This is a genomic window from Pseudomonas benzenivorans, from assembly GCF_033547155.1.
Classification (GTDB): domain Bacteria; phylum Pseudomonadota; class Gammaproteobacteria; order Pseudomonadales; family Pseudomonadaceae; genus Aquipseudomonas; species Aquipseudomonas benzenivorans_B.
Genome location: NZ_CP137892.1, coordinates 492,139 through 515,902 on the forward strand (window position 1 = coordinate 492,139; position 23,764 = coordinate 515,902).

A 23,764-nucleotide genomic window follows, 5' to 3' on the forward strand; every position below is an offset into this window, starting at 1 on the left:
GCTTCGTGAGCGGGCTACGTGAATTCTTGGATTGACCGGGGGTAGGACCGGCTTCGTGTAGTTTTACTACATATTGACGGCAATTTCAGCCCTTCGGATACAAACCTTAGTAGCAAAACTACAATTATTTTTGCGGCTGGCCATGTGCCCTGCGCCGAAGTGCGTGGTTCGCAGGCGTCCCGTGCGCTGCCCGCAGTCCGCCGAAAAGGATAGACCATGAGCTTGCCGGTGCTGGTCTCTTTACCCGTCTCACTCGCCCCCCTCGCCAGCCGCGCGGAGCAGGCCCTGCGGGCGGCGCTGGGCGACCTCGAGGGCGACGCCCGCGCCCGCTTCGAGGCTTGGCCGCAGGCGCGCCGCGACGCCTGGAATCGGGTCGCCGCGGTCAGCGACTTCGTGCTGCAGCAGGCCCTGCGTGACCCGTGCATGCTGCTGGAACTGGCCGACTCCGGCGAGCTGGAGGCCAGTCTGGGGGTGGACGAGCTGCGTGGGCAGCTGGCCCAGCTGCTGGCCGACTGCGAGGATGAGGACGACCTGGGGCGGCGCCTGCGACGCTTTCGCAATCGCCAGCAGCTGCGCATCATCTGGCGCGACATCGGCCGCCAGGCCGATCTGGTGGAAACCTGTCGCGATCTCTCGGCGCTGGCCGATGCCTGCATCGACCTGGCCTATCACTGGCTCTACCCCCGGCACTGCGCGCAGTTCGGCACGCCGATCGGCCGGCGCAGCGGTCAGGCCCAGCATATGGTGGTCCTCGGCATGGGCAAGCTGGGGGCCTTCGAGCTGAACCTGTCCTCGGACATCGACCTGATCTTCGGTTATCCGGAGGGGGGCGAGACCGAGGGGGTGAAACGGTCGCTGGACAACCAGGAGTTCTTCATCCGCCTCGGGCAACGGCTGATCAAGGCGCTGGATGCGATCACCGTCGAGGGCTTCGTCTTCCGCACCGACATGCGCCTGCGCCCCTACGGCTCGTCCGGCGCCCTGGTGTTCAGCTTCAATGCGCTGGAGCAGTACTACCAGGACCAGGGGCGCGACTGGGAGCGCTACGCCATGATCAAGGCGCGGGTGGTCGGCGGCGATCCGCTGGCCGGCGCGCAGTTGCTGGAGATGTTGCGTCCCTTCGTCTATCGGCGCTACCTGGACTTCTCTGCCATCGAGGCGCTGCGCAGCATGAAGCAGCTGATCCAGCAGGAGGTGCGGCGCAAGGGCATGGCCGACAACATCAAGCTCGGCGCTGGAGGTATCAGGGAGGTGGAGTTTATCGCCCAGGCCTTCCAGCTGATTCATGGCGGGCGCGACCTCAGCCTGCAGCAGCGGCCCCTGTTGAAGGTGCTGGCCACGCTGGCGGGGCAGGGCTACCTGCCGGCGCCGGTGGTCGAGGAACTGCGCGAAGGTTATGAGTTCCTGCGCTACACCGAGCATGCCCTGCAGGCGATCGACGACCGGCAGACGCAGATGCTGCCGGACAGCGATCAGGATCGGGCGCGGGTGGCCTTTATGCTCGGCTTCGACAGCTGGGAGGCCTTTCATGAACGGCTGATGCACTGGCGCGAGCGGGTCGACTGGCATTTCCGCCAGGTCATCGCCGACCCCGATGAGGATCAGGGCGGCGAGCCCGACGAGGTGATCGGCGGCGAATGGTTGCCGCTTTGGGAGGATGCCCAGGACGAGGAGGCCGCCTGTCGTCAGCTCGCGGAGGCCGGTTTCGCCGATGCGGCGCAGGCTCGTCAGCGTCTGGCCGGCCTGCGCAACGGCAACCAGGTGCGCGCCATGCAGCGCCTCGGCCGCGAGCGCCTGGATGCCTTCATTCCGCGCCTGCTGGCCCAGACGGTGGAGCACGACGATCCGGACCTGGTGCTCGAGCGGGTGCTGCCGCTGGTCGAGGCAGTGGCGCGGCGCTCGGCCTACCTGGTGCTGCTGACGGAAAACCCCGGCGCCCTGCAGCGCCTGCTGAGTCTCTGTGCCGCCAGCCCCTGGATCGCCGAGCAGATCGCCCGCTTCCCGCTGCTGCTCGACGAGCTGCTCAACGAAGGACGGCTGTTCAAGCCGCCCCAGGCGCCGGAGCTGGCGGCCGAGCTGCGCGAGCGCCTGACACGCATTCCCGAGGACGACCTGGAGCAGCAGATGGAGGCGCTGCGGCACTTCAAGCTGGCCCACGGCCTGCGCGTGGCGGCCTCGGAGATCGCCGGCACCCTGCCGCTGATGAAGGTCAGCGATTACCTGACCTGGCTGGCCGAGGCCATCCTCGAGCAGGTGCTGGCCCTGGCCTGGCGCCAGTGCGTGGCCAAGTACGGCACGCCGCGCCGCGCCGATGGCAGTGCCTGCGACCCGGATTTCATCATCGTCGGCTACGGCAAGGTCGGCGGCATCGAGCTGGGGCATGGCTCGGACCTGGACCTGGTGTTCATCCACGACGGCGATCCCCAGGCCGAGACCGACGGCGCCAAGGCCATCGACGGCGCGCAGTTCTTCACCCGCCTGGGGCAACGCATCATTCACCTGCTGACAGCCCAGACCAATTCCGGGCAGCTCTACGAGGTGGACATGCGTCTGCGTCCCTCCGGCGCCTCGGGCCTGCTGGTCAGCTCCCTCGGCGCCTTCCAGCGCTATCAGCAGAACGAGGCCTGGACCTGGGAGCATCAGGCGCTGGTGCGGGCCCGGGTGCTGGTCGGCTGTCCGCGGGTCGGAAAGGCTTTCGAGGCGGTGCGGGCCGAAGTGTTGGGCGCCGAGCGCGACCTGGACAGGCTGCGTACCGAGGTCAGCGAGATGCGTGCGAAGATGCGCGACAACCTCGGCACCTCCGCCACCGCCGCCGGCACTGCGGCCAACGCCTTCGAGGCGGCGGTTCCCTTCGACCTGAAGCAGGACGCCGGAGGTATCGTCGATATCGAATTTATGGTGCAATACGCGGCCCTGGCCTGGTCGCGAGAGTATCCGGAGTTGCTCGAATTCACCGACAACATCCGCATTCTGGAAGGGCTGGAACGGGTCGGTTTGCTGCCCGGTGAGGATGCCATGCTGTTGCAGGAGGTCTACAAGGCCTATCGCTCGGCGGCCCACCGCCAGGCGCTGCAGAAACAGCCCGGGGTGGTGAGTGGCGACCAGTTCCATGCCGAACGACGCAGCGTGCTGCGCATCTGGCAGGCGCTCGGGTTGAGCTGATTGAGTATCGAGTGGCGGGCGTGTCGCCCGCCGCTGGTAGCGTACGAATCGAATTTGAGGAGCAGGCAACTATGTCGATGGCCGATCGTGATGGCGTGATTTGGTATGACGGCAAGCTGGTGCCGTGGCGCGACGCCACCACCCATGTGCTGACCCACACCCTGCACTACGGCATGGGCGTGTTCGAGGGCGTGCGCGCCTACAACACCCCCGACGGCACGGCGATCTTCCGCCTGCAGGCGCACACCGACCGCCTGTTCGACTCCGCCCACATCATGGGTATGAAGATCCCCTTCAGCAAAGACGAGATCAACGAGGCGACCCGCGCCGCGGTTCGCGAGAACAACCTGGAAAGCGCCTACATCCGCCCGATGGTGTTCTACGGATCCGAGGCCATGGGCCTGCGCGCCAGCGGCCTGAAGGTGCAGGTGATAGTCGCGGCCTGGAGCTGGGGCGCCTACATGGGCGACGAGGCCCTGCAGGTCGGCATCAAGGTGCGCACCAGCTCCTTCACCCGCCATCACGTCAACATCTCCATGACCCGGGCCAAGGCCAACGGCAACTACATCAACTCCATGCTGGCCCTGCAGGAGGCCGTCTCCGGCGGCGCCGACGAGGCCATGCTGCTGGACCCGGAAGGCTACGTGGCCGAGGGTTCGGGGGAGAACATCTTCCTGGTCAAGGACGGCGTGGTGTACACCCCGGAGGTCACCTCCTGCCTCAACGGCATCACCCGCGGCACCATCCTCACCCTGGCCGAAGAGCTGGGCATCAAGGTGATCGAGAAGCGCATCACCCGCGACGAGGTGTATATCGCCGACGAGGCCTTCTTCACCGGCACTGCCGCCGAAGTCACGCCGATCCGCGAAGTGGACGGCCGGCAGATCGGCGCCGGCCGTCGCGGCCCGGTGACCGAGAAGCTGCAGACCGCCTATTTCGACCTGGTGACCGGCAAGACCAGCGCCCACGCCGAGTGGCGCACCCTGGTCAAATAAGAGCTGGCCAGGCTCGGGCGGCCGGCTGTCGTGGGCCGAGCGAGGCGCGGCCCATCGCGGCGCAGGTCATCGAAAGCCGCGTGTTGAGCGAGTCCGGGAGGCGCAAGCCTCCCTGGTTGTTTCTGGAATAGGCATGAAAATACTGATCGTTGGGCCCAGTTGGGTCGGTGACATGGTGATGGCGCAGACCCTGTTCCAGTGTCTGCAACAGCGCCATCCCGGCTGCCAGATCGACGTGCTGGCGCCCGAGTGGAGCCGGCCGATTCTCGAGCGCATGCCCGAGGTGCGGCGGGCCCTGAGTTTTCCGCTCGGCCACGGCGTGCTGCAGCTGGCGACCCGCCGGCGCATCGGCAAGTCCCTGGCCGGCCAGTACGATCAGGCGATCCTGCTGCCCAATTCGCTGAAATCCGCCCTGGTGCCGTTCTTCGCCGGCATCGCCAAGCGCACCGGCTGGAAGGGCGAGATGCGCTATGGCCTGCTCAACGACGTGCGCACGCTGGACAAGCAGCGCTACCCGCTGATGATCGAGCGTTTCATGGCCCTGGCCTTCGAGCCGGGTGCCGAGATTCCCAGGCCCTACCCGCGGCCGCGCCTGCAGATCGAGGCGGCCAGCCGCGACGCGGCCCTGGCGCGCTTCGCCCTGAGCCTGGACCGCCCGGTGCTGGCGCTCTGTCCCGGCGCCGAGTTCGGCGAGGCCAAGCGCTGGCCCAGCGAGCACTATGCGCGGGTCGCCGAGGCGAAGATCCGCGCCGGCTGGCAGGTCTGGCTGTTCGGCTCGAAGAACGACCATCCGGTCGGCGAGGACATCCGTGCCCGGCTGATTCCCGGCCTGCGCGAGGAGGCGGTCAACCTGGCCGGCGACACCAGCCTGGCCGAGGCCATCGACCTGCTGTCCTGCGCGAGCGCGGTGGTGTCCAACGACTCGGGCCTGATGCACGTGGCCGCGGCGCTGGACCGGCCGCTGGTGGCGGTCTACGGCTCGACCTCGCCGCAGTTCACGCCGCCGCTGGCCGAGCAGGTGGAAATCGTCCGCCTGGACCTGGAATGCAGCCCCTGTTTCGAGCGCACCTGCCGCTACGGCCACTACAACTGCCTGCGCGAGCTGGCGCCGCAACCGGTGCTCGAGGCCCTCGACCGCCTGGTCGCCGATCCGGTCGAGGTCGAATAGTTTGCGCGTACTGCTGATCAAGACGTCCTCCCTGGGCGACGTGGTGCACAGCCTGCCGGCGCTCACCGACGCGGCGCGGGCCATCCCCGGCATCCAGTTCGACTGGGTGGTGGAGGAGGGCTTCGCCGAGATTCCCGCCTGGCATCCGGCGGTGGCCAAGGTCATTCCGGTGGCGATCCGCCGCTGGCGCAAGAGCCCCTGGCAGACCCTGGTAAGCGGCGAGTGGCGGCGCTGCAAGGCGCGCCTGGGCGAGACCCGCTACGACCTGGTGATAGACGCCCAGGGGCTGCTCAAGAGCGCCTGGCTGACCCGTTACGTCAAGGCGCCGGTGGCCGGCCTGGCCCCTGACTCGGCCCGCGAGCCTATCGCCAGCCGCTTCTATGACCGGGACCGGACCTACAGCGTGCCCCGCGATCAGCATGCGCTGGAACGGGTACGCCAGCTGTTCGCCCAGGCGCTGGACTACCCGCTGCCGAGCGGTCTGGGCGACTACGGCCTGAACCGCGCGCAGCTGGCCGGCGCGGCGGGCCAGCCCTACCTGTTGTTCCTGCATGGCACCACCTGGCCGAGCAAGCACTGGCCCGAGGCCTACTGGCGCGAGCTGGCCGAACAGATGAGCGAGCAGGGCTGGGCCGTCCGCCTGCCCTGGGGCAATGAGCAGGAGCGGGCGCGGGCCGAGCGCATCGCCGCCGGCCTGGACAATGCCGCGGTGCTGCCCAGGCTGAACCTGGCCGGAGTGGCCAAGGTGATCGCCGGTGCCCAGGCCTGCGTGGCGGTGGACACCGGCCTCGGCCATCTGGCCGCCGCCCTGGATGTGCCGAGCATCTCCCTGTATGGCCCGACCCTGCCCGGCCGGGTCGGCGCCTATGGCCGGGCGCAGATCCACCTGTGCGCCAGCGGGCCCAATGCCGGTCTCGGCGATCGGCACAAGCCCTGCCTCGACACGTTGCGTCCCGAGCGGGTGGCCACCGAGCTGCAGGCCCTGTTGCTGGCCGAGGAAATCGTCTGATGCAGCTGGCCTTCATCCTCTACAAGTACTTCCCCTTCGGCGGCCTGCAGCGCGACTTCATGCGCATCGCCCTGGAGTGCCAGGCCCGTGGCCATGCCATCCGCGTCTATACGCCGATCTGGGAGGGCGAGGTGCCCGCGGGCTTCGAGGTGGTACGGGTGCCGGTCAAGGCGCTGTTCAACCACAAACGCAACGAGAAGCTCACCGCCTGGGTCGCCGCCGACCTGGCGCGCCGCCCGGTCGAGCGGGTGGTCGGCTTCAACAAGATGCCCGGCCTGGACGTCTACTACGCCGCCGACGGCTGCTACGAAGACAAGGCGCAGACCCTGCGCAATCCGCTGTATCGCCGCTGGGGGCGCTACCGGCACTTCGCCGACTACGAGCGGGCGGTGTTCGCCCCCGAGTCGAAGACCGAAATCCTGATGATCTCCGAGGTGCAGCAGCCGCTGTTCGTCAAGCACTATGCCACCCCGGCCGCGCGCTTCCACCTGCTGCCGCCGGGCATCGCCCAGGACCGCCGGGCACCGGCCAACGCCGCCGAGGTCCGCGCCGGGTTCCGCCGCGAGTTCCAGCTGGCCGAGGACGACTTGCTGCTGGTGCAGATCGGCTCCGGCTTCAAGACCAAGGGCCTGGATCGCAGCCTCAAGGCCGTCGCCGCGCTGCCGCGCGAGCTCAAGCAGCGCACCCGGCTGATCGTCATCGGCCAGGACGACCCCAAGCCCTTCCTGCTGCAGATCAAGGCCCTGGGCCTGTCCGAGCAGGTGCAGATCCTCAAGGGGCGCAGCGACATCCCGCGCTTCCTGCTCGGCGCCGACCTGCTGATCCACCCGGCCTACAACGAGAACACCGGCACCGTGCTGCTCGAGGCCCTGGTGGCCGGTCTGCCGGTGCTGGTCAGCGATGTCTGCGGCTACGCCCACTACATCGCCGAGGCCGACGCCGGCCGGGTGCTGCCCAGCCCCTTCGAGCAGCAGCGGCTCAATCGCCTGCTGGCCGAGATGCTCGGCGATGACGCGCAGCGCGCCCGCTGGCAGCGCAACGGCCTGGCCTTCGCCGAGACCGCCGACCTCTATTCCATGCCGCAACGGGCGGCCGACGTGATTCTGGCGGAGCGCCCATGAAGTTGTTGCTCAGCGAGCCGTTCAAGCGCCTGTGGGCCGGCAAGGACCCCTTCGTCGAGGTCGAGGCCCTGCAGGGCCAGGTCTACCGCGAGTTGGAGGGCCGGCGCACCCTGCGCACCGAGATCGAAGGGCGCGGCTACTTCGTCAAGATCCACCGCGGCATCGGCTGGGGCGAGATCCTCAAGAACCTGCTCAGCGCCAAGCTGCCGGTGCTCGGCGCCGGCCAGGAGTGGCGGGCGCTCGAGCGCCTGCACCGGGCCGGCGTGCCGACCATGACGGCGGTGGCCTACGGTGAGCGTGGCGTCAATCCGGCGACCCAGCACTCCTTCATCGTCACCGAGGAGCTGGCGCCGACCGTCAGCCTGGAAGACTTCAGCCTGGACTGGTCGCGCAACCCGCCGGCCCCGGCGCTCAAGCGAGCACTGATCGCCGAGGTGGCGAAGATGACCGGCACCATGCACCGCGCCGGGGTCAACCACCGCGACTGCTACATCTGCCACTTCCTGCTGCACACCGACCGGGCGGTGACGGCCGGCGACCTGCGCCTGTCGCTGATCGACCTGCATCGCGCCCAGACCCGTGACGCGGTGCCGCGGCGCTGGCGCGACAAGGACCTGGCCGGGCTGTACTTCTCCGCCCTGGACATCGGCCTGACCCGGCGCGACGAGCTGCGCTTCCTCAGGGGCTACTTCCGCCTGCCGCTGCGCCAGATCCTGCGCGAGGAACAGCGCCTGCTCGCCTGGCTGGCGCGCCGCGCCGACAAGCTGTACGCGCGCAAGCAGCGCTACGGGGATGCCCTCTGATGGCCGGCTGGACGCTGTTGCCCGGGTTCGCCGAGCGGACCGCCGAGTTCGGCAGCCTGGAGGCGGTGTTCGCCCTCGAGGGCGAGCGCATCACCAAGGACCCGCTGTCCGAGGTGATCCGCATCGAGCGCGGCGGGGTGCGCTACTACGTCAAGCGCTACTGGGGCGCCGGCAAGGGCCTGCGCCGTTATATCGGCCGGCCGCGGGTCAAGGCCGAGTGGCAGAACCTCAAGCATTTCGCCAAGTGGGGCATTCCCACCGCGCCGATAGTCGCCTACGGCCTGGAGCGCAAGCTCGGCGCCTTCGTCCGCGGCGCCCTGGTCACCCGCGAGCTGCCCGGCACCCTGGACCTGAGTCATCTGGCCGACCACGACCATCCCTGGCTGCACGACCGCCACTGGGTCGAGCGGATCAGCCGCCAGCTGGCGGCCGCCACGCGGCGCCTGCATGACCACCACTTCACCCACAACGACTTGAAGTGGCGCAACCTGCTGGTCGACGACCAGGCCCGGCTGTTCTTCATCGACTGCCCGACCGGGGCCTTCTGGTGGGGGCCGCTGTTGCGCTACCGCATCGTCAAGGACCTGGCCTGCCTGGACAAGGTGGCCAAGTACCAGCTCACGCGCAGCCAGCGCCTGCGTTTCTACCTGCAGTACCGTGGGCGCCGGCGCCTGAGTGCCCGGGACAAGCGCTGCATCCGCCGCATCGTGGGTTTCTTCGAGGGCCGGGAATGACGGATTTCATCGCCGCCGAGGACCGGGCGCGACTCGAGCGCCATGGCCTGGCCGATTTCGATGCGCTCTGGACCTTGCAGCTGGACGCGGTGGACGAGCCCAATACCGAGCGCGGCGGCTGGAGCAGCGTCTACCGCCTGGAACTGGACGATGCGGCCTTCTACCTCAAGCGCCAGAGCAACCACCTGACCCGTAGCCTGCTGCACCCCCTGGGCGAGCCGACCTTCGCCCGCGAGTTCCGCAATATCCAGCGCTATCAGCGGTTGCAGATTCCCGCCCTGCAGGCCAGCTTCTTCGCCGCGCGGCGGCTGCCGGGGGAACAACGGGCGGTGCTCCTGACCCGCGCCCTGGACGGCTGGCAGGACCTGGACCACTGGCTGCAAGCCTGGCCCCGGGTGGGCGAGGCGCAGCGCCAGGCCATCCTGCGCGCCTGCGGCGAGCTGGCCCGGCGCCTGCATCGGGCCGGGCAGATGCACGGCTGCTTCTATCCCAAGCACATCTTCCTGCGCGAGACGCCCGGCGGCTTCGCGGCCCGGCTGATCGACCTGGAGAAGACCCGGCCGCTGCTGCTGGGCGAGCGCGACCGGGTCAAGGACCTGGAGCCACTGCTACGCCGCGCCGGGGTGTGGAGCGAGGCCGAGGTGCGCGCGCTGCTGGCCGCCTACCTGGCGCCGGGTGCCGACCTCGAGCACTGGTGGCGGCGCCTGGGGGCGCGGCGGCGGCACAAGGAGGCGGGCCAATGACCCTGGCCGAACTGGTCCGAGCCGGGCGCACGCCGGAGCTGCCGCTGCATGTCGAACTGGCCGATGCCGCCGGCCCCGCGCCGCTGACCCTGCTCAAGCTGCTGCGGGTGCTGCCCGGGCAGCGCTACGTCGGCCTGGCCCAGTGGCGCGGGCGCAGGGTGCTGGCCAAGCTGCTGGTCGGCGCCAAGGCGGCCCGGCATTTTCGCCGCGAGCTGGACGGCGCACGGCTGCTCGCCGAGCAGGGACTGACCACGCCGGCGCTGCTGGCCGACGGCCTGCGGGAGGGCGAGGGCGGCTGGCTGCTGTTCGACTACCTGGAGGGCGCCGAGAGCCTGGGGGACGCCTGGCGCGCGGTCGAGCACGAGCCCGTGCTCGGCACCGGCCAGCAGCAGGTGCTCGGCGAGGCCCTGGCCGCGGTCGCCCGGCTGCATGCCAAGGGCCTGTGGCAGGCCGACCTGCACCTGGACAACCTGCTGCGCCAGGGCGATCGCCTGTGGCTGATCGACGGCGGCGGGGTGCAGGCGCAGGTGCCGGGCCAGTCGCTGTCGCGGGAGCGGGCGCTGGAAAACCTCGGCGTGCTGTTCGCCCAGCTGCCGGTCGAGCTGGAGCCCCATATCGAAGAGCTGCTGGTGCACTACCTGCTGGTCAACGGCGAGCATGCCCTGCCGCTGGAGGCTCTGCTCGAGCAGGTGGCCAAGGTGCGGCGCTGGCGTCTGCGCGACTACTTGCGCAAGGCCGCCCGCGACTGCAGCCTGTTCGCCGCCGAGATCGGCGCCTTCGGCCTGTGCGTGGTGCGCCGTGAGCAGCAGGACGCGTTGCAGCCGCTGCTCGACGACCTGGACCGGCGCACCGAGCTGGGCCACGTCTACAAGACCGGCGGCGCGGCCACGGTGGCGCGGGTCGAACTGGCCGGCCGGCCGCTGGTGGTCAAGCGCTACAACGTCAAGGGCGCGCTGCACTGGCTCAAGCGCTTCTGGCGGCCCAGTCGCGCCTGGCACAGCTGGGTCGAGGGGCATCGCCTGGAGCTGCTCGGCATCGCCACTCCGCGGCCCCTCGCCGTGCTGGAGCGGCGCTGGTGCTGGCTGCGCGGGCGCGCCTACCTGATTACCGAATACTGCGGCGGGCAGGATATAATCGCGCGTTTTCAGCCCTACTCGGCCAAGGACGGGCAGAGTTTGCCCCCTGAATCCGAGTTGCTGGCGTTGGATCGACTGTTCGCCGCCTTGCTGCGCGAGCGCATCAGCCACGGTGACTTCAAGGGCCACAACCTGTTCTGGGACGAGCGCAGGGGCGCCTGGTCGCTGATCGACCTGGATGCCATGCGCCAGCACCGGGGCATGCGCAGTTTCGCCCGGGCCTATGCCCGCGATCGCGCCCGCTTCCTGCGTAACTGGCCGGCCGACTCGGCGCTCCACCAACTGCTCGACAAACGTTTACCGCAGGTGCCCGGCACCTGCCCTGAATAGAGGCAAAACCAGTGGCATTGACCGTTCTCGGCCTTTCCGGCGCCCTCAGCCATGACCCTTCCGCCGCCCTGTACATAGACGGCAAGCTGATCGCGGCCGCCGAAGAAGAGCGCTTCGTGCGCGACAAGCACGCGAAGAACCGCATGCCCTACGAGTCGGCCAAGTTCTGCCTGGAGCAGGCCGGCATCAAGCCCGCCGACGTCGATGTGGTGGCCATTCCCTTCGCCCCCATCAGCCTGTTCGGCGAGGCCCGCTGGCACTACGCCAAGCGCTACTGGTACGCCCCGGACCGCGCCCTCGACGCCATCCTGATGGGCAACCGCCGTTACAAGCGCTATCGCAAGAAGATCCTCTGGTGCCTGGAGCAGCTGGGTTTCGACGCCAAGAAGGTCAAGCTCGAGCCGGTCGAGCACCACCTGGCCCATGCCTCCAGTGCCTACCACTGCTCGGGCTTCAAGGAGAAGACGGCGATCCTCGGCATCGACGGCAAGGGCGAGTACGCCACCACCTTCTTCGGCTATGGCGAGAACGGCAGGATCCACAAGATCAAGGAATTCTACGATCCGGATTCGCTCGGCGGCCTGTACGGCGCGATCACCGAGTTCCTTGGCTTCGAGATGCTCGACGGCGAGTTCAAGGTCATGGGCATGGCGCCCTACGGCGATGCCAGCAAGTACGACTTCTCGCGTCTGGCCAGCTTCGAGAACGGCCAGCTGGTGATCAACACCGAGTACGCCAACGTCATCGGCCTGCGCCGCTACAAGGAGAAGGGCAAGGGCTTCTACTTCTCCAAGAAGCTGATCGAGTGGCTGGGGCCCAAGCGCGAAGGCGACATCGCCGACGACCCCTATATCCACTACGCCGCCAGCATGCAGGCGCTGTTCGAGAAGCTGGCGCTGCAGATGATGGACCACTACCTGGGCGACATCATCAAGCAGACCGGCAAGATCGCCTTCGCCGGCGGCTGTGCGCTGAACGTCAAGCTCAACCAGAAGATCATCGCCCGCCCCGAGGTCAAGGAGCTGTTCGTCCAGCCGGCTTCCGGCGACGCCGGCACCGCGGTGGGCGCCGCCGCCTACGTGTCGCACCAGCGCGGCGTGCCGGTGGAGAAGATGGAGCACGTCTACCTCGGCCCGGCCTACTCCAACGAGGACGTCATCGCCGCCTGCGCCCGCCACCCGAGCCAGCCGGTGTTCAGGCGTATCGACGACATGCCCCGGCGCATCGCCAGGATCATGGTCGACGGCAATCCGGTGGCCTGGTTCCAGGGGCGCATGGAGTTCGGCCCGCGGGCCCTCGGTGGGCGTTCGATCATCGGTTGCCCGAGCATCCCCGGGGTGGCCGACCGGATCAACGAGCAGATCAAGTTCCGCGAGCGCTGGCGGCCCTTCTGCCCGTCGATGCTCGACACCGTCGGCCCGCAGATGCTCAAGGTCGATCACCCGAGCCCCTTCATGACCTTCACCTTCGAGGTCAACGAGGAGTGGAAGACCCGGGTTTCCGAGGTGGTACACGAGGATGGTACCTCCCGCGCCCAGGTGCTCAAGCGCGAGTACAACCCGCGCTGGTATGACCTGATGCTCGAGCTGGAGAAGCTCACCGGCAACGGCGTGTCGCTCAACACCTCGCTGAACCGCCGCGGCGAGCCGATGATCTGCTCGCCGACCGACGCCCTGAACATGTTCTACGGCTCCGACCTGCAGTACCTGATCATGGAGGACATCCTCGTGGTCAAGGACGGCAAGGACTGGTATGAGCAGGCCTGAACCGCGGATCCTGCAGTTCTGTCACGGCTACGACGGGCCGTTCCTCGATTGCGCCCGGCAGTACGCCGCGCTGTTTGCCGGCACCCGCTACAAGGTCACCACGGTGTACCTGACCGGCAAGCCCAGTGCCGAGGTGGAGGCCGGCTCGGCCTCGGACGAGGTGATCTTCCTCGATTACTCGAGCCGCGAGGTGCGTGGCCTCAAGCTCAAGGCGATCCGCGACATCCGGCGAATCGCCGCCAGCGGCGACTTCAAGCTGTGCATCGCCCATCGCTTCAAGCCGGTGTATGTCGCGTTGCTTGGCACCCGGCTGCCGGTGATCGGCGTGCACCACGCCTTCGGCGACTACCGGCGGCTGTCGCGCAAGCTGTTCGCCAATTGTTTCAAGGGACGCCTGGCCCTGCTCGGCGTATCCAACGCGGTGCGCGACGACATGCGCGAGTCCTTGCCGGCCTGGCCGGCCGGGCGCATCGAAACCCTGTACAACCGCATCGATATCCAGGCGCTGCAGGCCGAGCTGCTCGATCGTGATGTCGCGCGCGAGGCCCTGGGCCTGCCGGTCGATGCCTGGGTGGTCGGCAACGTCGGCCGCCTGCACCCGGACAAGGACCAGGCCACGCTGATTCGCGGCTTCGCCCAGGCCCTGCCGCAGCTGCCGGCTGGCAGCCTGCTGGCGATCATGGGCAGCGGCCGCCTGGAGGCCTCCCTGAAGGATCTGGCGCGGGAGCTGAACGTCGCCGGCTCGGTGCTGTTCCTCGGCCAGGTGCCCGGCGGTCGGCGTTATTTCCGCGCCTTCGACGTGTTCGCCCTGACCTCCGACCACGAGCCCTTCGGCATGGTCCTGCTGGAGGCGATGGTGGCGGGGGTGCCAGTGATCGGCAGCGACTGCGGCGGCGGTCGCGAGGTGCTGGAGGGCGTCGGCGTGCTGTTCCCCCTGGCCGATTCCACGGCATTGGCGGCGGCCCTGCGGCACATGGCCGAGCTCGACGACGAGCAGCGCGCGCTCTGCGCCAGCCTCATGTTGCAGCGGCTCGAGGCATATTTTTCCGACCGCGCCGTGCGTGAAGCCTTCTGGCAACTCGAGGCGCTATCCGTCGAGCGAGCAGTTGATGAATAGCCGAACCCATTGCAAGGTGAATGCGCCATGACGGCCCAGCCGAGTATCTGCTTCGTCATCCCGTATTTCGGGCGCTGGCCCTTCTGGATGCCGTTCTTTCTGGAGAGCTGCCGACGCAATCCCGATGTCGATTGGCTGCTGTTCAGCGACTGCGGGGTTCCGGCCAATGTGCCGGAGAACGTGCGCATCGAGCCCATCAGTTATGCCGACTACTGCGCCTTGGTCGCGCGCCGCCTGAACATTCCATTTGCGCCGGAGAACGCCTACAAGCTGTGCGACATCAAGCCGGCCCTGGGCTTCATTCATGCGGATCGCCTGGCGGGCTACGATTTCTGGGCGTTCGGCGATATCGATCTGGTGTTTGGCAGGCTGCGTGACTACTTCACCGCCGAACGCCTGGCGCGTCGCGACCTGTTCTCCACCCACGAGCGGCGTGTGTCCGGCCACCTGTGCCTGATGCGCAATACGCAGCGGATGCGCGAGGCCTTCATGCGCATGCCGAACTGGCAGGCGCGCTTTTGCGATCAGCAGCATCACGCCTTGGATGAGGGGGCGTTCAGCCGGATATTCCTCTGGCGCAAGAACTTCCCACGGCCGCTGTTCAAGCTGGTCGGGCTGTTCAATCCCTGGCGCCGCCGCAGCGAGTTCGTCGAGGCCTTCAGCACTCCGAGCGGCTGCATTCCCTGGATCGATGGAAGCTTCGTATTCCCCAGCCGCTGGTTCTGGCGTGAAGGCCGCCTGAGCAACGATCTGGACACGGGGCGCGAGTTTCCCTACTTCCATTTCGTGGTGTGGAAGCGTGACGCCTGGCCGATGCTCGAGCAGCCCTCTGCCGAGGCCCTCGAGCGCCTGGCGCGCGAGCCGCAATGGCAGATCGGTGCCGAGGGATTTCAGCAGGGGATGCAATGAGCGGTCGAATCAAGGTGCTGCAGTTGCAGCCGGACTACAACGTCAAGGCCCACGACTTCGCCGACCTGGCCGAACAGATCGTCAAGGCATTACCCAGCGCGCGCTACGAAGTGGTCGCCGCGTTCCTGCGCGGCGAACCGGCGCCAGGGGAGCCAGTGAGTCGGGCCGATCGCTCGGTGTACTTCAATTTTGCCGACAAGCAGCTCAAGGGCCTGCGCCTGCGGGCCATGTGGCAGCTCTATCGCTTCTGCAAGCAAGAGCGCTTCGATGTGGTGATCTGCAACCGCTTCAAGCCGGTCAACATGCTGCTGCAACTGAACCGCTGGCTGAAGGTGCCGCTGTGCATCGGCATTTCCCATGGTTTCGGCGAATACGATCGCTTCTACCGGCGGCGCCAGGCCCGCGGCTTGATCAGCGCGGCCTGGCGCTTCGTCGGGGTTTCTCCGGCGGTGAAGCAGTACCTGCTGGACTGCGACTGTGGCTTCACCGCCGAAAACACGGTGGCGATCACCAATGCCATCGATATCGAGCAGGCCGAAGCCCTGCAGCTGCCTCGCGAAGAGGCGCGCCGCCAGCTGGGGCTCGACCCCGATGCCAGGCTGGTCGGCGCCTTGGGCCGCCTGGTGCCCGTCAAGGGGCATATCTACCTGTTGCGCGCCTTCGCCCGCATCAAGGACAAGTACCCCCAGGTGCAGCTCGCCATCATCGGCAAGGGCCGCGAGGCGGCGCGGCTCAAGGCCGAGGCCGACAAGCTCGGGCTGGCGGGGCGCGTCCATCTGCTGGGTTTCCGTGAGAACGCCTTGCAGTACGTGCGTGCCTTCGACCTCTGGACCATGCCGTCGCTGGCGGAAGGGTTGGGCCTGGCCCTGCTCGAGGGGATGAGCGGACATCTGCCGGTCATCGCCTCGAACGTGCCGGCCATGCTGCCGTTGATCGAAGGGGCCGGCGGCCTGGCCGTGCAGCCCGCGGATGTCGACAGCCTGAGCGCGGCGCTGGACAGCTATCTGGCACTCAGCGACGAACAGCTGCGGGCCAAGGGCGAGCAGGCTTATCAGTATCTGCAGTCCCATCACGATATCGAATCATTCCGTCAGCAGTACTTGCGTCTCATCGACGAGTCGCTGAAACAGGTGAGACAAGCATCATGAGTGAAAAGCAGCCGTTGGTTACGGTGATCATCGCCTCCTACAACCACGCTCCCTATATCGAGGCCTGCATCCAGAGCGTGCTACGCCAGACCTACCCGAATGTCGAGTTGCTGGTCATCGACGACGGTTCCAAGGATGACAGCGTCGAGCGCATCCGCCGCCTGCAGGCCGAGCATGGCTTCGACTTCCGGGTGCAGCAGAACCAGGGGCTGACCCACACGCTCAATGCGGCGATCAAGCGTGCCAGGGGCAGCCTGATCGTGCCCTTCGGCTCGGACGACATCATGCTCGAAGAGCGCCTGGCCAAGCAGGTCGCCTATATGGAGGGCAAGCCGGAGGTCGGCATCTGTGCGGGCAATATCGAGTTGATCGACGCCGACGGCGAACTCTTTCCCGAGAAGCGCCAGCGCCGCGACGTACCCTTCCGCCGCCTGGATTTCGACGACGTGTTCATGGAGCGCAAGCCCTATCCGCCGGCGCCTACCCTGATGTTTCGCAAGGAGGCTCTGGAGAAGGTCGGCGGCTTCGATCCGCAGATCCGTCTGGAGGACCTGCTGATCGAGTTGAAGATCACCCACGCCGGCTATTACATCGACTGCCTGGGTGAGGTCCTGGCGCGTTACCGCAAGCATGCCAGCAACTCCTACAAGAACCACCGCTTCATGATCGACAGCATCCTGCGCACCTACGCGCTGTTCAGCGATCATCCGCAGTACGAATTCGTCCGTACGCGCTTTCTCAGCTCGATGTTCCTCAAGTGCTCGAACCGGGATCGGGCTCTGGCCCGTGAACTGCTGGCGCAGATTCCCTTCAAGAGCTGGTCGAAGAAGACCTGGAGGGGCTTGATGCGCCTGTATTTCTCGCCCCTGGAAAAGAGCTGAGCGCCATGGGGTTCTGGGCCCGTTATCTGGAGAGACGCGCCAAGAAGCGGATACGTGCTCTGCCCAAGCTGTACCAGGGGCAGGCCAAGTTCCTACGCCGTTATCCGCAGTACCAGATGGGGATCGGCAGCTACGGCCTGCCCCTGGTGCACGACTGGCAGGAGGGTTCGACCCTCAGGATCGGCAACTACTGTTCGATAGCCGAGCAGGTGGAGATCTTCCTGGGCGGTCATCACCGTGCGGACTGGGTGAGCACCTACCCCTTTCCGGCGATGATCGCCGAAGCTGCGCATATCCCAGATTATGCGGTGAGTCGCGGCGATGTCGTTATCGGCAGCGACGTTTGGCTATGTACCCATTCGATCATCCTGTCCGGCGTCACTGTAGGGCATGGTGCGGTGGTGGCCGCCGGGGCGGTGGTGAGCCGGGATGTGGCACCCTACTCGGTAGTCGCCGGTAATCCGGCGAGACATGTTCGCTGGCGCTTCCCTGAAGAGCAGTGCGCGGCGTTGCTGGAAAGCGCCTGGTGGGAGTGGCCGGAGCAGGAAGTGCGCAGTGTCGCTGGGCTGCTTTGCAGTGATCGGCTCGATGAGTTTCTCAAATATGCCCAGCAGCGCGGTACGTGCTCGGTGCTTGGCGGGGAGCCAGCGCGACCCTAGTCGGGGAAGAGTTGCAGTGCTTTCCTGGCGGCAAGCTTCTGGTAGCCGCTGCGTAGCGCACCGCGGTACTCCTCGAACAGCCAGCGACTGTCCTCTGCATAGCGCTGCATGTGCTTCAGGTTGCGCTGGCGCTTGCCCAGGCTGAGGGCGAAGCGGCCGATGCGCATGTCCGCCAGGTCGATCAGGCCAAACTGGCCGTCGGGCAGCAGCAATACGTTGCCCAGGTGCACCGAGCGGAAATACACCCCCGCTTCATGCAGCTTTGCCAGCAGCTCGCCGAAGCGCTCGACCAGGTGTCGGCGCTCTTCGACGGCGCTGTGGCTGAGCACCTGGCGCAAGGTTTCACCCGGAAGGGGCCAGTAGTGCACGGCTGTGGCATTGATCGGGCCGGACAGGGCATAGACCTGAATGATTTGCGGGCTGATGAAACCGAGGCGTTGCAGGGCGCTGGCGTTCTCGGCGAAGCGCCTGGCATAGGGGCGCAATGCTTCGCTGGACAGGCGCGGGCGCTTGCGAAAGAGCTTGAGAAAGCTGCCGTCGGTCAGCTTCAGGACCTTTGGGCCCAGGCCATCGCTCTCCAGTACCGCGGCGTTTTCCGTGAGTCCGTCGAGCTCATTCTGCGACAGTCGATGCATCAGGTGCGCGTTTCCGAGGTTCGTTGAGAAAAACTGAGTGCAGCGATCAGCGCCAGGGGGATCCAAGTCAGGAACCAGTGCTCTTTGGGTCTTGCGAGTATTCCACCGCCCTCGGCCAGACCGCCGCCGATACCGTAGACCATGAGGGCCCCGGCAATCACGAATAGGTAGTTGGCCCGGTTAATCCAGCACTGCCGCAGCGCCACCAAGTGCATGGCGAGCCACAGGCTCAGGCCTACCATGCCGGTGTAATAGAGCACGCCGATGGCAAAACTATGGGGCTCGCTGAACGGTACCGAGAACCCTGGAAGCTGAATGGCCAGGGCGGCATCGAAGCCGAATCCCAGCCAGGGCTTCTGGCTGATTCTGCTCAGCGCGTCTTGCCAGAGTTCGAGTCGATAGGAGGTGCCGCGGGCCAGCAGCGCCTCGGGATAGAGCAGCAACAGGGCGCTCAGGCCGCAGAGCCCTATCAGGGCCAGCACCAGCGAGCGCTTGTTCCAGCAGGCCAAGGCCAGCCAGGCGCCAGCCAGCGAGGCCGCGAGAAGGGGCGTTCGGGAACCGGTGGCCAGCAGCGTGGCCCCCAATATCAGCACAGGGAGGACGGCGATCCAGCCTCGCTGGCGCGGCAGGGTCATGCCGAGGCCGAGCCATAGGATGCAGAAGAAGCCGAACAGGTGGGAGCTCAGCAGCGGGTTGTCCAGTGCGCCCGGGCCGACCAGCCTGTGACCGGGCCTCCACGTTGTGGCGATCTCGGCGAGGGAGTAGAAGGCGATCGGGAGCGCCGCTAAGGAGGCGATCAGCATGCAGCGGGTAAAGCGCTGCTGACTCTGTTGGGCCAGCAAGCAGCAGCCGGCCAGTAGCATGAAGATGTACAGCGGGCGCTTGAGCAGGCTGCCGATGGAGGCCTCGGTATCGGACCAGCCGATGCTCAGCAGTGCCCAGGCCGCGTAGGCGAGGAACACTAGGATAATGGGTTCGCGCAGCAGCGGCCTGAGTTCCTGCGGACGGACCAGCAACGCCACCAGGGCAGGCGCCGCGATCAGGGCGTAGAACAGCTTGTGATAGAGGCTGCGGTCGGGCAGCAGGGGCAGGCCAATCAGCAGGCTCAGCAGACCCATTGGCAGCAGCCAGTCGCAGATGAAGGTGAAGGTGAAGGTGCGCTGGGACCAATGGTGTTCGTTTGAATGCATCTGCCTCTGCTTCTGCGCTGGCTAGGAGACGGCGATTCTACTGGATCAGGCGGTGAATTTCTTGCGGATTGAGGGACTTGCGCACTGAATCGCGGGCAACTTGGCTGTGATAGTATCCCGCTTTTATACGAAGCAGGCCCCACCCATGAGCGATAACGCAGCAAGCCAGGACTCTACATCTAGCCTGAAGATTTACCTGCGCTTGCTCTCGTATGTCCGCCCTTATGTCGGGCTGTTCATGCTGAGTATTCTCGGTTTCCTGATTTTCGCCTCCACCCAGCCGATGTTCGGCTATGTGCTGAAGTACTTCGTCGATGGCCTGTCCAACCCCGATGCCAGCCTGTTTCCTAATGTGCCTTACCTGCAGGATCTGCAACTGGTCGAGGCGGTGCCGCTGCTGATCGTGCTGATCGCGTTGTGGCAGGGGATTGGCTCCTACCTGGGCAACTACTTTCTCGCCAAGGTTTCCCTGGGCCTGGTACACGACCTGCGGGTGGCCCTGTTCAATAACCTGCTGGTCCTGCCCAACCGCTACTTCGATAACCACAACTCGGGACATCTGATTTCGCGCATCACCTTCAACGTGACCATGGTCACGGGCGCGGCAACCGACGCGATCAAGGTGGTCATACGCGAAGGCATGACGGTGATCTTCCTGTTTGCCACCCTGCTGTGGATGAACTGGAAGCTGACCCTGGTGATGGTGGCCATCCTGCCGCTGATCGGCGTGATGGTCAGCAGCGCCAGCCGCAAGTTTCGCAAGCAGAGCAAGAAGATCCAGGTGGCCATGGGCGATGTCACCCATGTCGCCTCCGAGACCATCCAGGGCTATCGGGTCGTGCGCAGCTTCGGTGGCGAGACCTACGAGCAGGAACGCTTCCTCAATTCCAGCCTGAGCAACACGGAAAAGCAGCTGCGCATGACCAAGACCGGCGCCGTGTACACGCCCATGCTGCAGCTGGTGATCTACAGCGCCATGGCGGTGCTGATGTTCCTGGTGCTGTTCATGCGCGGTGATGCCTCGGCGGGGGACCTGGTCGCCTATATCACCCTGGCCGGCCTGCTGCCCAAGCCGATCCGCCAGCTGTCGGAGGTGAGTTCGACCATCCAGAAGGGCGTGGCCGGTGCCGAGAGCATCTTCGAGCAACTGGACCAGGCCCCCGAGGTCGATCACGGCACCCAGGTGCGCGAGCGGGTCAGCGGCCGTCTCGAGGTGCGCGACCTGAGCTTCGTCTACCCGGGGGCTGACAAGCCGGTGCTGAACGACATCTCCTTCAGCGTCGAGCCAGGGCAGATGGTTGCCTTGGTCGGCCGTTCCGGCAGCGGCAAGTCGACCCTGGCCAGCCTGATTCCGCGCTTCTACCACCATGACCAGGGGCAGATCCTGCTGGACGGCCTGGATGTTGAGGACTACCAGTTGCGCAACCTGCGCCGGCACATCGCCCTGGTCACCCAGCACGTCACCCTGTTCAACGATACGGTGAGCAACAACATCGCCTATGGCGATCTGGCCGAGGCGCCCCCGGCCGAGGTGCGCAAGGCGGCCGAGGCCGCCTATGCCGCCGAGTTCATCGAGCAGATGCCGCAAGGCTACGACACCCTGGTCGGCGAGAATGGCGTGTTGCTGTCCGGCGGTCAGCGCCAGCGTTTGGCCATCGCCCGTGCCCTGCTCAAGGACGCCCCGCTGCTGATTCTCGACGAGGCCACCTCGGCGCTGGATACCGAGTCCGAGCGGCATATCCAGGCGGCCCTGGACGAGGTGATGAAGGGCCGCACCACCCTGGTCATTGCCCACCGCCTGAGCACCATCGAGAAGGCCGACCTGATCCTGGTGATGGATCAGGGACGCATCGTCGAGCGCGGTACGCACGCCGAGCTGCTGGCGCAGAACGGCTACTATGCTCGGCTGCATGCCAAGCAGTTCGAGGCCGACGCCGAGCCGCTGCTGGAGCAGGACGCCTGATGCTCAGTCACCTGCGCCTGTGGCGCGAGCAGGGCTGGACCCCGATTGATGCCGCCACCTATGCCGAACTCTGGCAGCGCTTCGGCGGCAGCGTGGCCACCCATCCGCAGGTGGTCGAACGCCTGGCCGGCCTGGCGGGCATCCCGGTGCGCTACCTGGGTTGGCGGGAGCGAGGCGAGCTGAGGGCGGCTCTACCGACCTGGGGGCGCCACCTGGCTCTGTCCAAGGACGTGCTCAAGCGTCAGGGCAAGCGCGGCCTGTTCGACCTGGGCAATGCCGAGATCATCCTGCCGATGGCGCCGCAGGCGCGGGTGGCACTGCGCCACAGGGCGCGCTACGTCTCCGATCTGCATGCCGAACACATCAGCTCCCTGCGCGAGCAGGCCGAGGGCCTGGCCCTGGCCCGCGAGCCGGAGCAGTACAGCAAGAAGTTCCGCTATAACCAGCGCCGCGAACAGCGCCTGCTGGAGGAGGCGGGCGGGGTGATCAGGCCGATGCTGGAGCTGAGCGCTGCCGAGCAGGCGGCGATCTACGCCGAGCTGTTCCAGCGCCGCTGGGGCTTCGAGGCCACCGGCAAGGCACACCTGACGGAGGTCTTCGCGCTGCTGCGCGAGTTCATGACCGGTTCGCTGATCTACCTCAACGACGAGCCGGTGGCCATCCAGGTGCTCTACCGGGTCGAGGCGCCGCAGTGGGTCAGCCTGGAGTACATCAACGGCGGGGTCGACCCGCAGACCCGCGACTTCAGCCCCGGCAGCGTGCTCAGCTTCGTCAATACCCAGGCCGCCTGGGCCGAGGCCCGCGCCCTGGGCAAGCCGCTGCGCTACTCCTTCGGCCGCGCCGACCGCGAATACAAGGACCGCTGGTGCCATCGCGTGCCGGTCTATCAGGTGTGAACATGGCCGGCCGCAAGCAGCAGCTGCTCAAGCGTCACCGTCGGCACAAGCGCATCGCCTTGCTGGTGTCCCTGCTGCTGCTGGCGCTGCTCGGCGTGCTGCTGGCCTGGTGGCTGGTGCCGCTGCTGCTGGTGCTGGGCTGGATCGGCCATGAGGCCTGGTTTGCCGATCACCTGTTCTACTCGCCAGCCGATGACTACCGCTACGACTTCCCGCCGGGTACGCAGCAGCTGCCGGCGCGCGTGGCCGATGGGGTGCTCAGGGTGGAGGGCGATTGCGCCGGCGCCGACACCCTGATCCTGCAGCTGGAGCTCCGTGCCGGCTGGCTGGGACGCTGGCTCGACCCTTATGTGCGGGTCGGCGGGGATCGTCAGGATTTCGAGCGCGGCGTCAGTGGCCGGCGCTACCTCAACCTGTCCGGCCAGGGCGAGGCGCTGGCCGCCGGCAGTCTGCCGATCCGCGGGCGCTTCTGCCGCCTGGGCGCCAGCGCCACGCTCTATGCCCTGAGCAACCCCGATTACGCCCGGCAGCGGCTGATGGTCATCGCCCCCCACGCCGACGACGCCGAGCTGGCCGCCTTCGGCCTGTACAGCCGCGCTAATGAGGCGAGCATCGTCACCCTGACCCAGGGCGAGATCGAGGCCGATGCCTACCGGCGCCTGGGCCTGGAGCAGGCCGCGGCGGCGCGCCTCAAGGGCCGCCTGCGCACCTGGGACAGCCTGGCGGTGCCGCTGTGGGGCGGCGTCACGTCTGAGCGCTGCGTGCAGCTCGGCTACTACTGCCTGCAGCTGCCGGCCATGGCCGAGCAGCCCGCTCAGGCCTTCGGCTCCCGCGAGTCCGGGGAAAGCGACATTCGCCGCGCCCGCCGGCACAACCCGCTGCAATTGCCCGGGGACACCGATGGGGTGCCCAGCTGGCACAACCTGGTGACGGACCTGGCGGCGCTGCTGGAGCATTACCGCCCCGAGGTGCTGGTCACCCCGCATCCCGAACTGGACCCGCACGGCGACCATGTTGCGGCGACCCGCGCCCTGCGCGAGGCCATCGCGGCCAGTGCCTGGAAGCCGCAGACCCTGCTGCTCTATGCCAACCACCTGCACGACAACGACCGCTGGCCCATGGGCCCGGCCGGGCAGGGCATCGCCCTGCCACCGGCCATCGAGCCGTTGCCGGCCGACGGCCTGTGGAGCCCGACCCTGAGCGCCGAGGTACAGCTGGACAAGGCCATGGCGCTGGCCATGCAGCACGACCTGCAGGGGCCGCTGCCGACCAAGAAACGCCTGCGCCGGCTGATCCAGCGCCTGCTGGCCGGGCGCCGCTGGCCGGCCAGCGGCGAGGACGAGTTCTTCCGCAAGGCGGTGCGCCGCCACGAGCTGTTCTGGGTGCGTCCTCTATAGGA

Annotated in this window: 20 protein-coding genes; 18 read left to right on the forward strand and 2 right to left on the reverse strand. The window is 67.0% G+C overall.

Annotation, left to right across the window (positions count from 1 at the left end; all coding sequences use genetic code 11):
* Positions 1-216: 216 nt before the first annotated feature.
* The 15 genes from glnE (at position 217) to SBP02_RS02395 (ending at position 17,681) form a co-directional block, all read left to right on the forward strand.
* On the forward strand, positions 217-3,162 hold the full coding sequence (glnE, locus tag SBP02_RS02325; RefSeq protein WP_318644811.1) for a bifunctional [glutamate--ammonia ligase]-adenylyl-L-tyrosine phosphorylase/[glutamate--ammonia-ligase] adenylyltransferase: 2,946 nt from the start codon (positions 217-219) through the stop codon (positions 3,160-3,162).
* Between the two features lie 71 nt (positions 3,163-3,233).
* Positions 3,234-4,157 carry a branched-chain amino acid transaminase gene (locus tag SBP02_RS02330; RefSeq protein ID WP_318644812.1) on the forward strand — a complete coding sequence of 308 codons (924 nt, stop codon included), beginning with the start codon at positions 3,234-3,236 and terminating at the stop codon, positions 4,155-4,157.
* 133 nt (positions 4,158-4,290) lie between these two features.
* On the forward strand, positions 4,291-5,325 hold the full coding sequence (gene waaF / locus SBP02_RS02335) for a lipopolysaccharide heptosyltransferase II (RefSeq protein WP_318644813.1): 1,035 nt from the start codon (positions 4,291-4,293) through the stop codon (positions 5,323-5,325).
* Position 5,326: 1 nt separating this feature from the next.
* Positions 5,327-6,334 (forward strand): lipopolysaccharide heptosyltransferase I, encoded by a 1,008-nt coding sequence (gene waaC / locus SBP02_RS02340; RefSeq protein ID WP_318644814.1) that lies wholly within the window; start codon positions 5,327-5,329, stop codon positions 6,332-6,334.
* A complete protein-coding gene (locus SBP02_RS02345) occupies positions 6,334-7,455 on the forward strand; it encodes a glycosyltransferase family 4 protein (RefSeq protein ID WP_318644815.1) in 1,122 nt (373 codons plus the stop codon). Before waaC ends, SBP02_RS02345 begins: the two co-directional genes overlap by 1 nt.
* Positions 7,452-8,258, forward strand: coding sequence for a lipopolysaccharide core heptose(I) kinase RfaP (gene rfaP / locus SBP02_RS02350; protein ID WP_318644816.1), 807 nt, complete (start codon positions 7,452-7,454; stop codon positions 8,256-8,258). Before SBP02_RS02345 ends, rfaP begins: the two co-directional genes overlap by 4 nt.
* Positions 8,258-8,992: a lipopolysaccharide kinase InaA family protein gene (locus SBP02_RS02355; protein WP_318644817.1), complete on the forward strand. Its 735-nt coding sequence runs from the start codon at positions 8,258-8,260 to the stop codon at positions 8,990-8,992. Before rfaP ends, SBP02_RS02355 begins: the two co-directional genes overlap by 1 nt.
* Positions 8,989-9,735, forward strand: coding sequence for a lipopolysaccharide kinase InaA family protein (locus SBP02_RS02360; RefSeq protein WP_318644818.1), 747 nt, complete (start codon positions 8,989-8,991; stop codon positions 9,733-9,735). Before SBP02_RS02355 ends, SBP02_RS02360 begins: the two co-directional genes overlap by 4 nt.
* Positions 9,732-11,201: a lipopolysaccharide kinase InaA family protein gene (locus SBP02_RS02365; RefSeq protein WP_318644819.1), complete on the forward strand. Its 1,470-nt coding sequence runs from the start codon at positions 9,732-9,734 to the stop codon at positions 11,199-11,201. The genes SBP02_RS02360 and SBP02_RS02365 overlap by 4 nt, the downstream gene beginning before the upstream one ends.
* Before the next feature lie 11 nt (positions 11,202-11,212).
* Positions 11,213-12,967, forward strand: coding sequence for a carbamoyltransferase family protein (locus SBP02_RS02370; RefSeq protein WP_318644820.1), 1,755 nt, complete (start codon positions 11,213-11,215; stop codon positions 12,965-12,967).
* Positions 12,954-14,084, forward strand: coding sequence for a glycosyltransferase (locus tag SBP02_RS02375; RefSeq protein WP_318644821.1), 1,131 nt, complete (start codon positions 12,954-12,956; stop codon positions 14,082-14,084). The genes SBP02_RS02370 and SBP02_RS02375 overlap by 14 nt, the downstream gene beginning before the upstream one ends.
* Positions 14,085-14,111: 27 nt before the next feature.
* The gene (locus tag SBP02_RS02380) at positions 14,112-14,993 is read left to right on the forward strand and encodes a DUF6625 family protein (RefSeq protein ID WP_318644822.1); all 882 of its coding nucleotides are present in this window, start codon (positions 14,112-14,114) and stop codon (positions 14,991-14,993) included.
* Positions 14,990-16,141 (forward strand): glycosyltransferase family 4 protein, encoded by a 1,152-nt coding sequence (locus SBP02_RS02385; protein ID WP_318644823.1) that lies wholly within the window; start codon positions 14,990-14,992, stop codon positions 16,139-16,141. The genes SBP02_RS02380 and SBP02_RS02385 overlap by 4 nt, the downstream gene beginning before the upstream one ends.
* On the forward strand, positions 16,138-17,022 hold the full coding sequence (locus SBP02_RS02390) for a glycosyltransferase (RefSeq protein ID WP_318644824.1): 885 nt from the start codon (positions 16,138-16,140) through the stop codon (positions 17,020-17,022). The genes SBP02_RS02385 and SBP02_RS02390 overlap by 4 nt, the downstream gene beginning before the upstream one ends.
* Positions 17,023-17,027: 5 nt before the next feature.
* Positions 17,028-17,681 carry a CatB-related O-acetyltransferase gene (locus SBP02_RS02395; RefSeq protein ID WP_318644825.1) on the forward strand — a complete coding sequence of 218 codons (654 nt, stop codon included), beginning with the start codon at positions 17,028-17,030 and terminating at the stop codon, positions 17,679-17,681.
* Here SBP02_RS02395 and SBP02_RS02400 read toward each other — a convergent pair.
* Both SBP02_RS02400 and SBP02_RS02405 read right to left on the reverse strand, forming a co-directional pair.
* Complete coding sequence (locus tag SBP02_RS02400; protein WP_318644826.1) at positions 17,678-18,316, reverse strand: lipopolysaccharide kinase InaA family protein; 639 nt, start codon at positions 18,314-18,316, stop codon at positions 17,678-17,680. The genes SBP02_RS02395 and SBP02_RS02400 overlap by 4 nt on opposite strands.
* Positions 18,316-19,506 (reverse strand): O-antigen ligase family protein, encoded by a 1,191-nt coding sequence (locus tag SBP02_RS02405; protein WP_318644827.1) that lies wholly within the window; start codon positions 19,504-19,506, stop codon positions 18,316-18,318. Before SBP02_RS02405 ends, SBP02_RS02400 begins: the two co-directional genes overlap by 1 nt.
* A 145-nt stretch (positions 19,507-19,651) precedes the next feature.
* Between SBP02_RS02405 and msbA the strand changes: the two genes are divergently transcribed.
* The 3 genes from msbA to SBP02_RS02420 are packed head-to-tail and all read left to right on the forward strand — an operon-like array spanning position 19,652 to position 23,762.
* Positions 19,652-21,469, forward strand: a complete 1,818-nt coding sequence (gene msbA, locus SBP02_RS02410) for a lipid A export permease/ATP-binding protein MsbA (RefSeq protein ID WP_318644828.1) — start codon at positions 19,652-19,654, stop codon at positions 21,467-21,469.
* On the forward strand, positions 21,469-22,365 hold the full coding sequence (locus SBP02_RS02415; RefSeq protein ID WP_318644829.1) for a GNAT family N-acetyltransferase: 897 nt from the start codon (positions 21,469-21,471) through the stop codon (positions 22,363-22,365). Before msbA ends, SBP02_RS02415 begins: the two co-directional genes overlap by 1 nt.
* Before the next feature lie 2 nt (positions 22,366-22,367).
* Positions 22,368-23,762 (forward strand): PIG-L deacetylase family protein, encoded by a 1,395-nt coding sequence (locus SBP02_RS02420; RefSeq protein WP_318644830.1) that lies wholly within the window; start codon positions 22,368-22,370, stop codon positions 23,760-23,762.
* Positions 23,763-23,764: the final 2 nt, after the last annotated feature.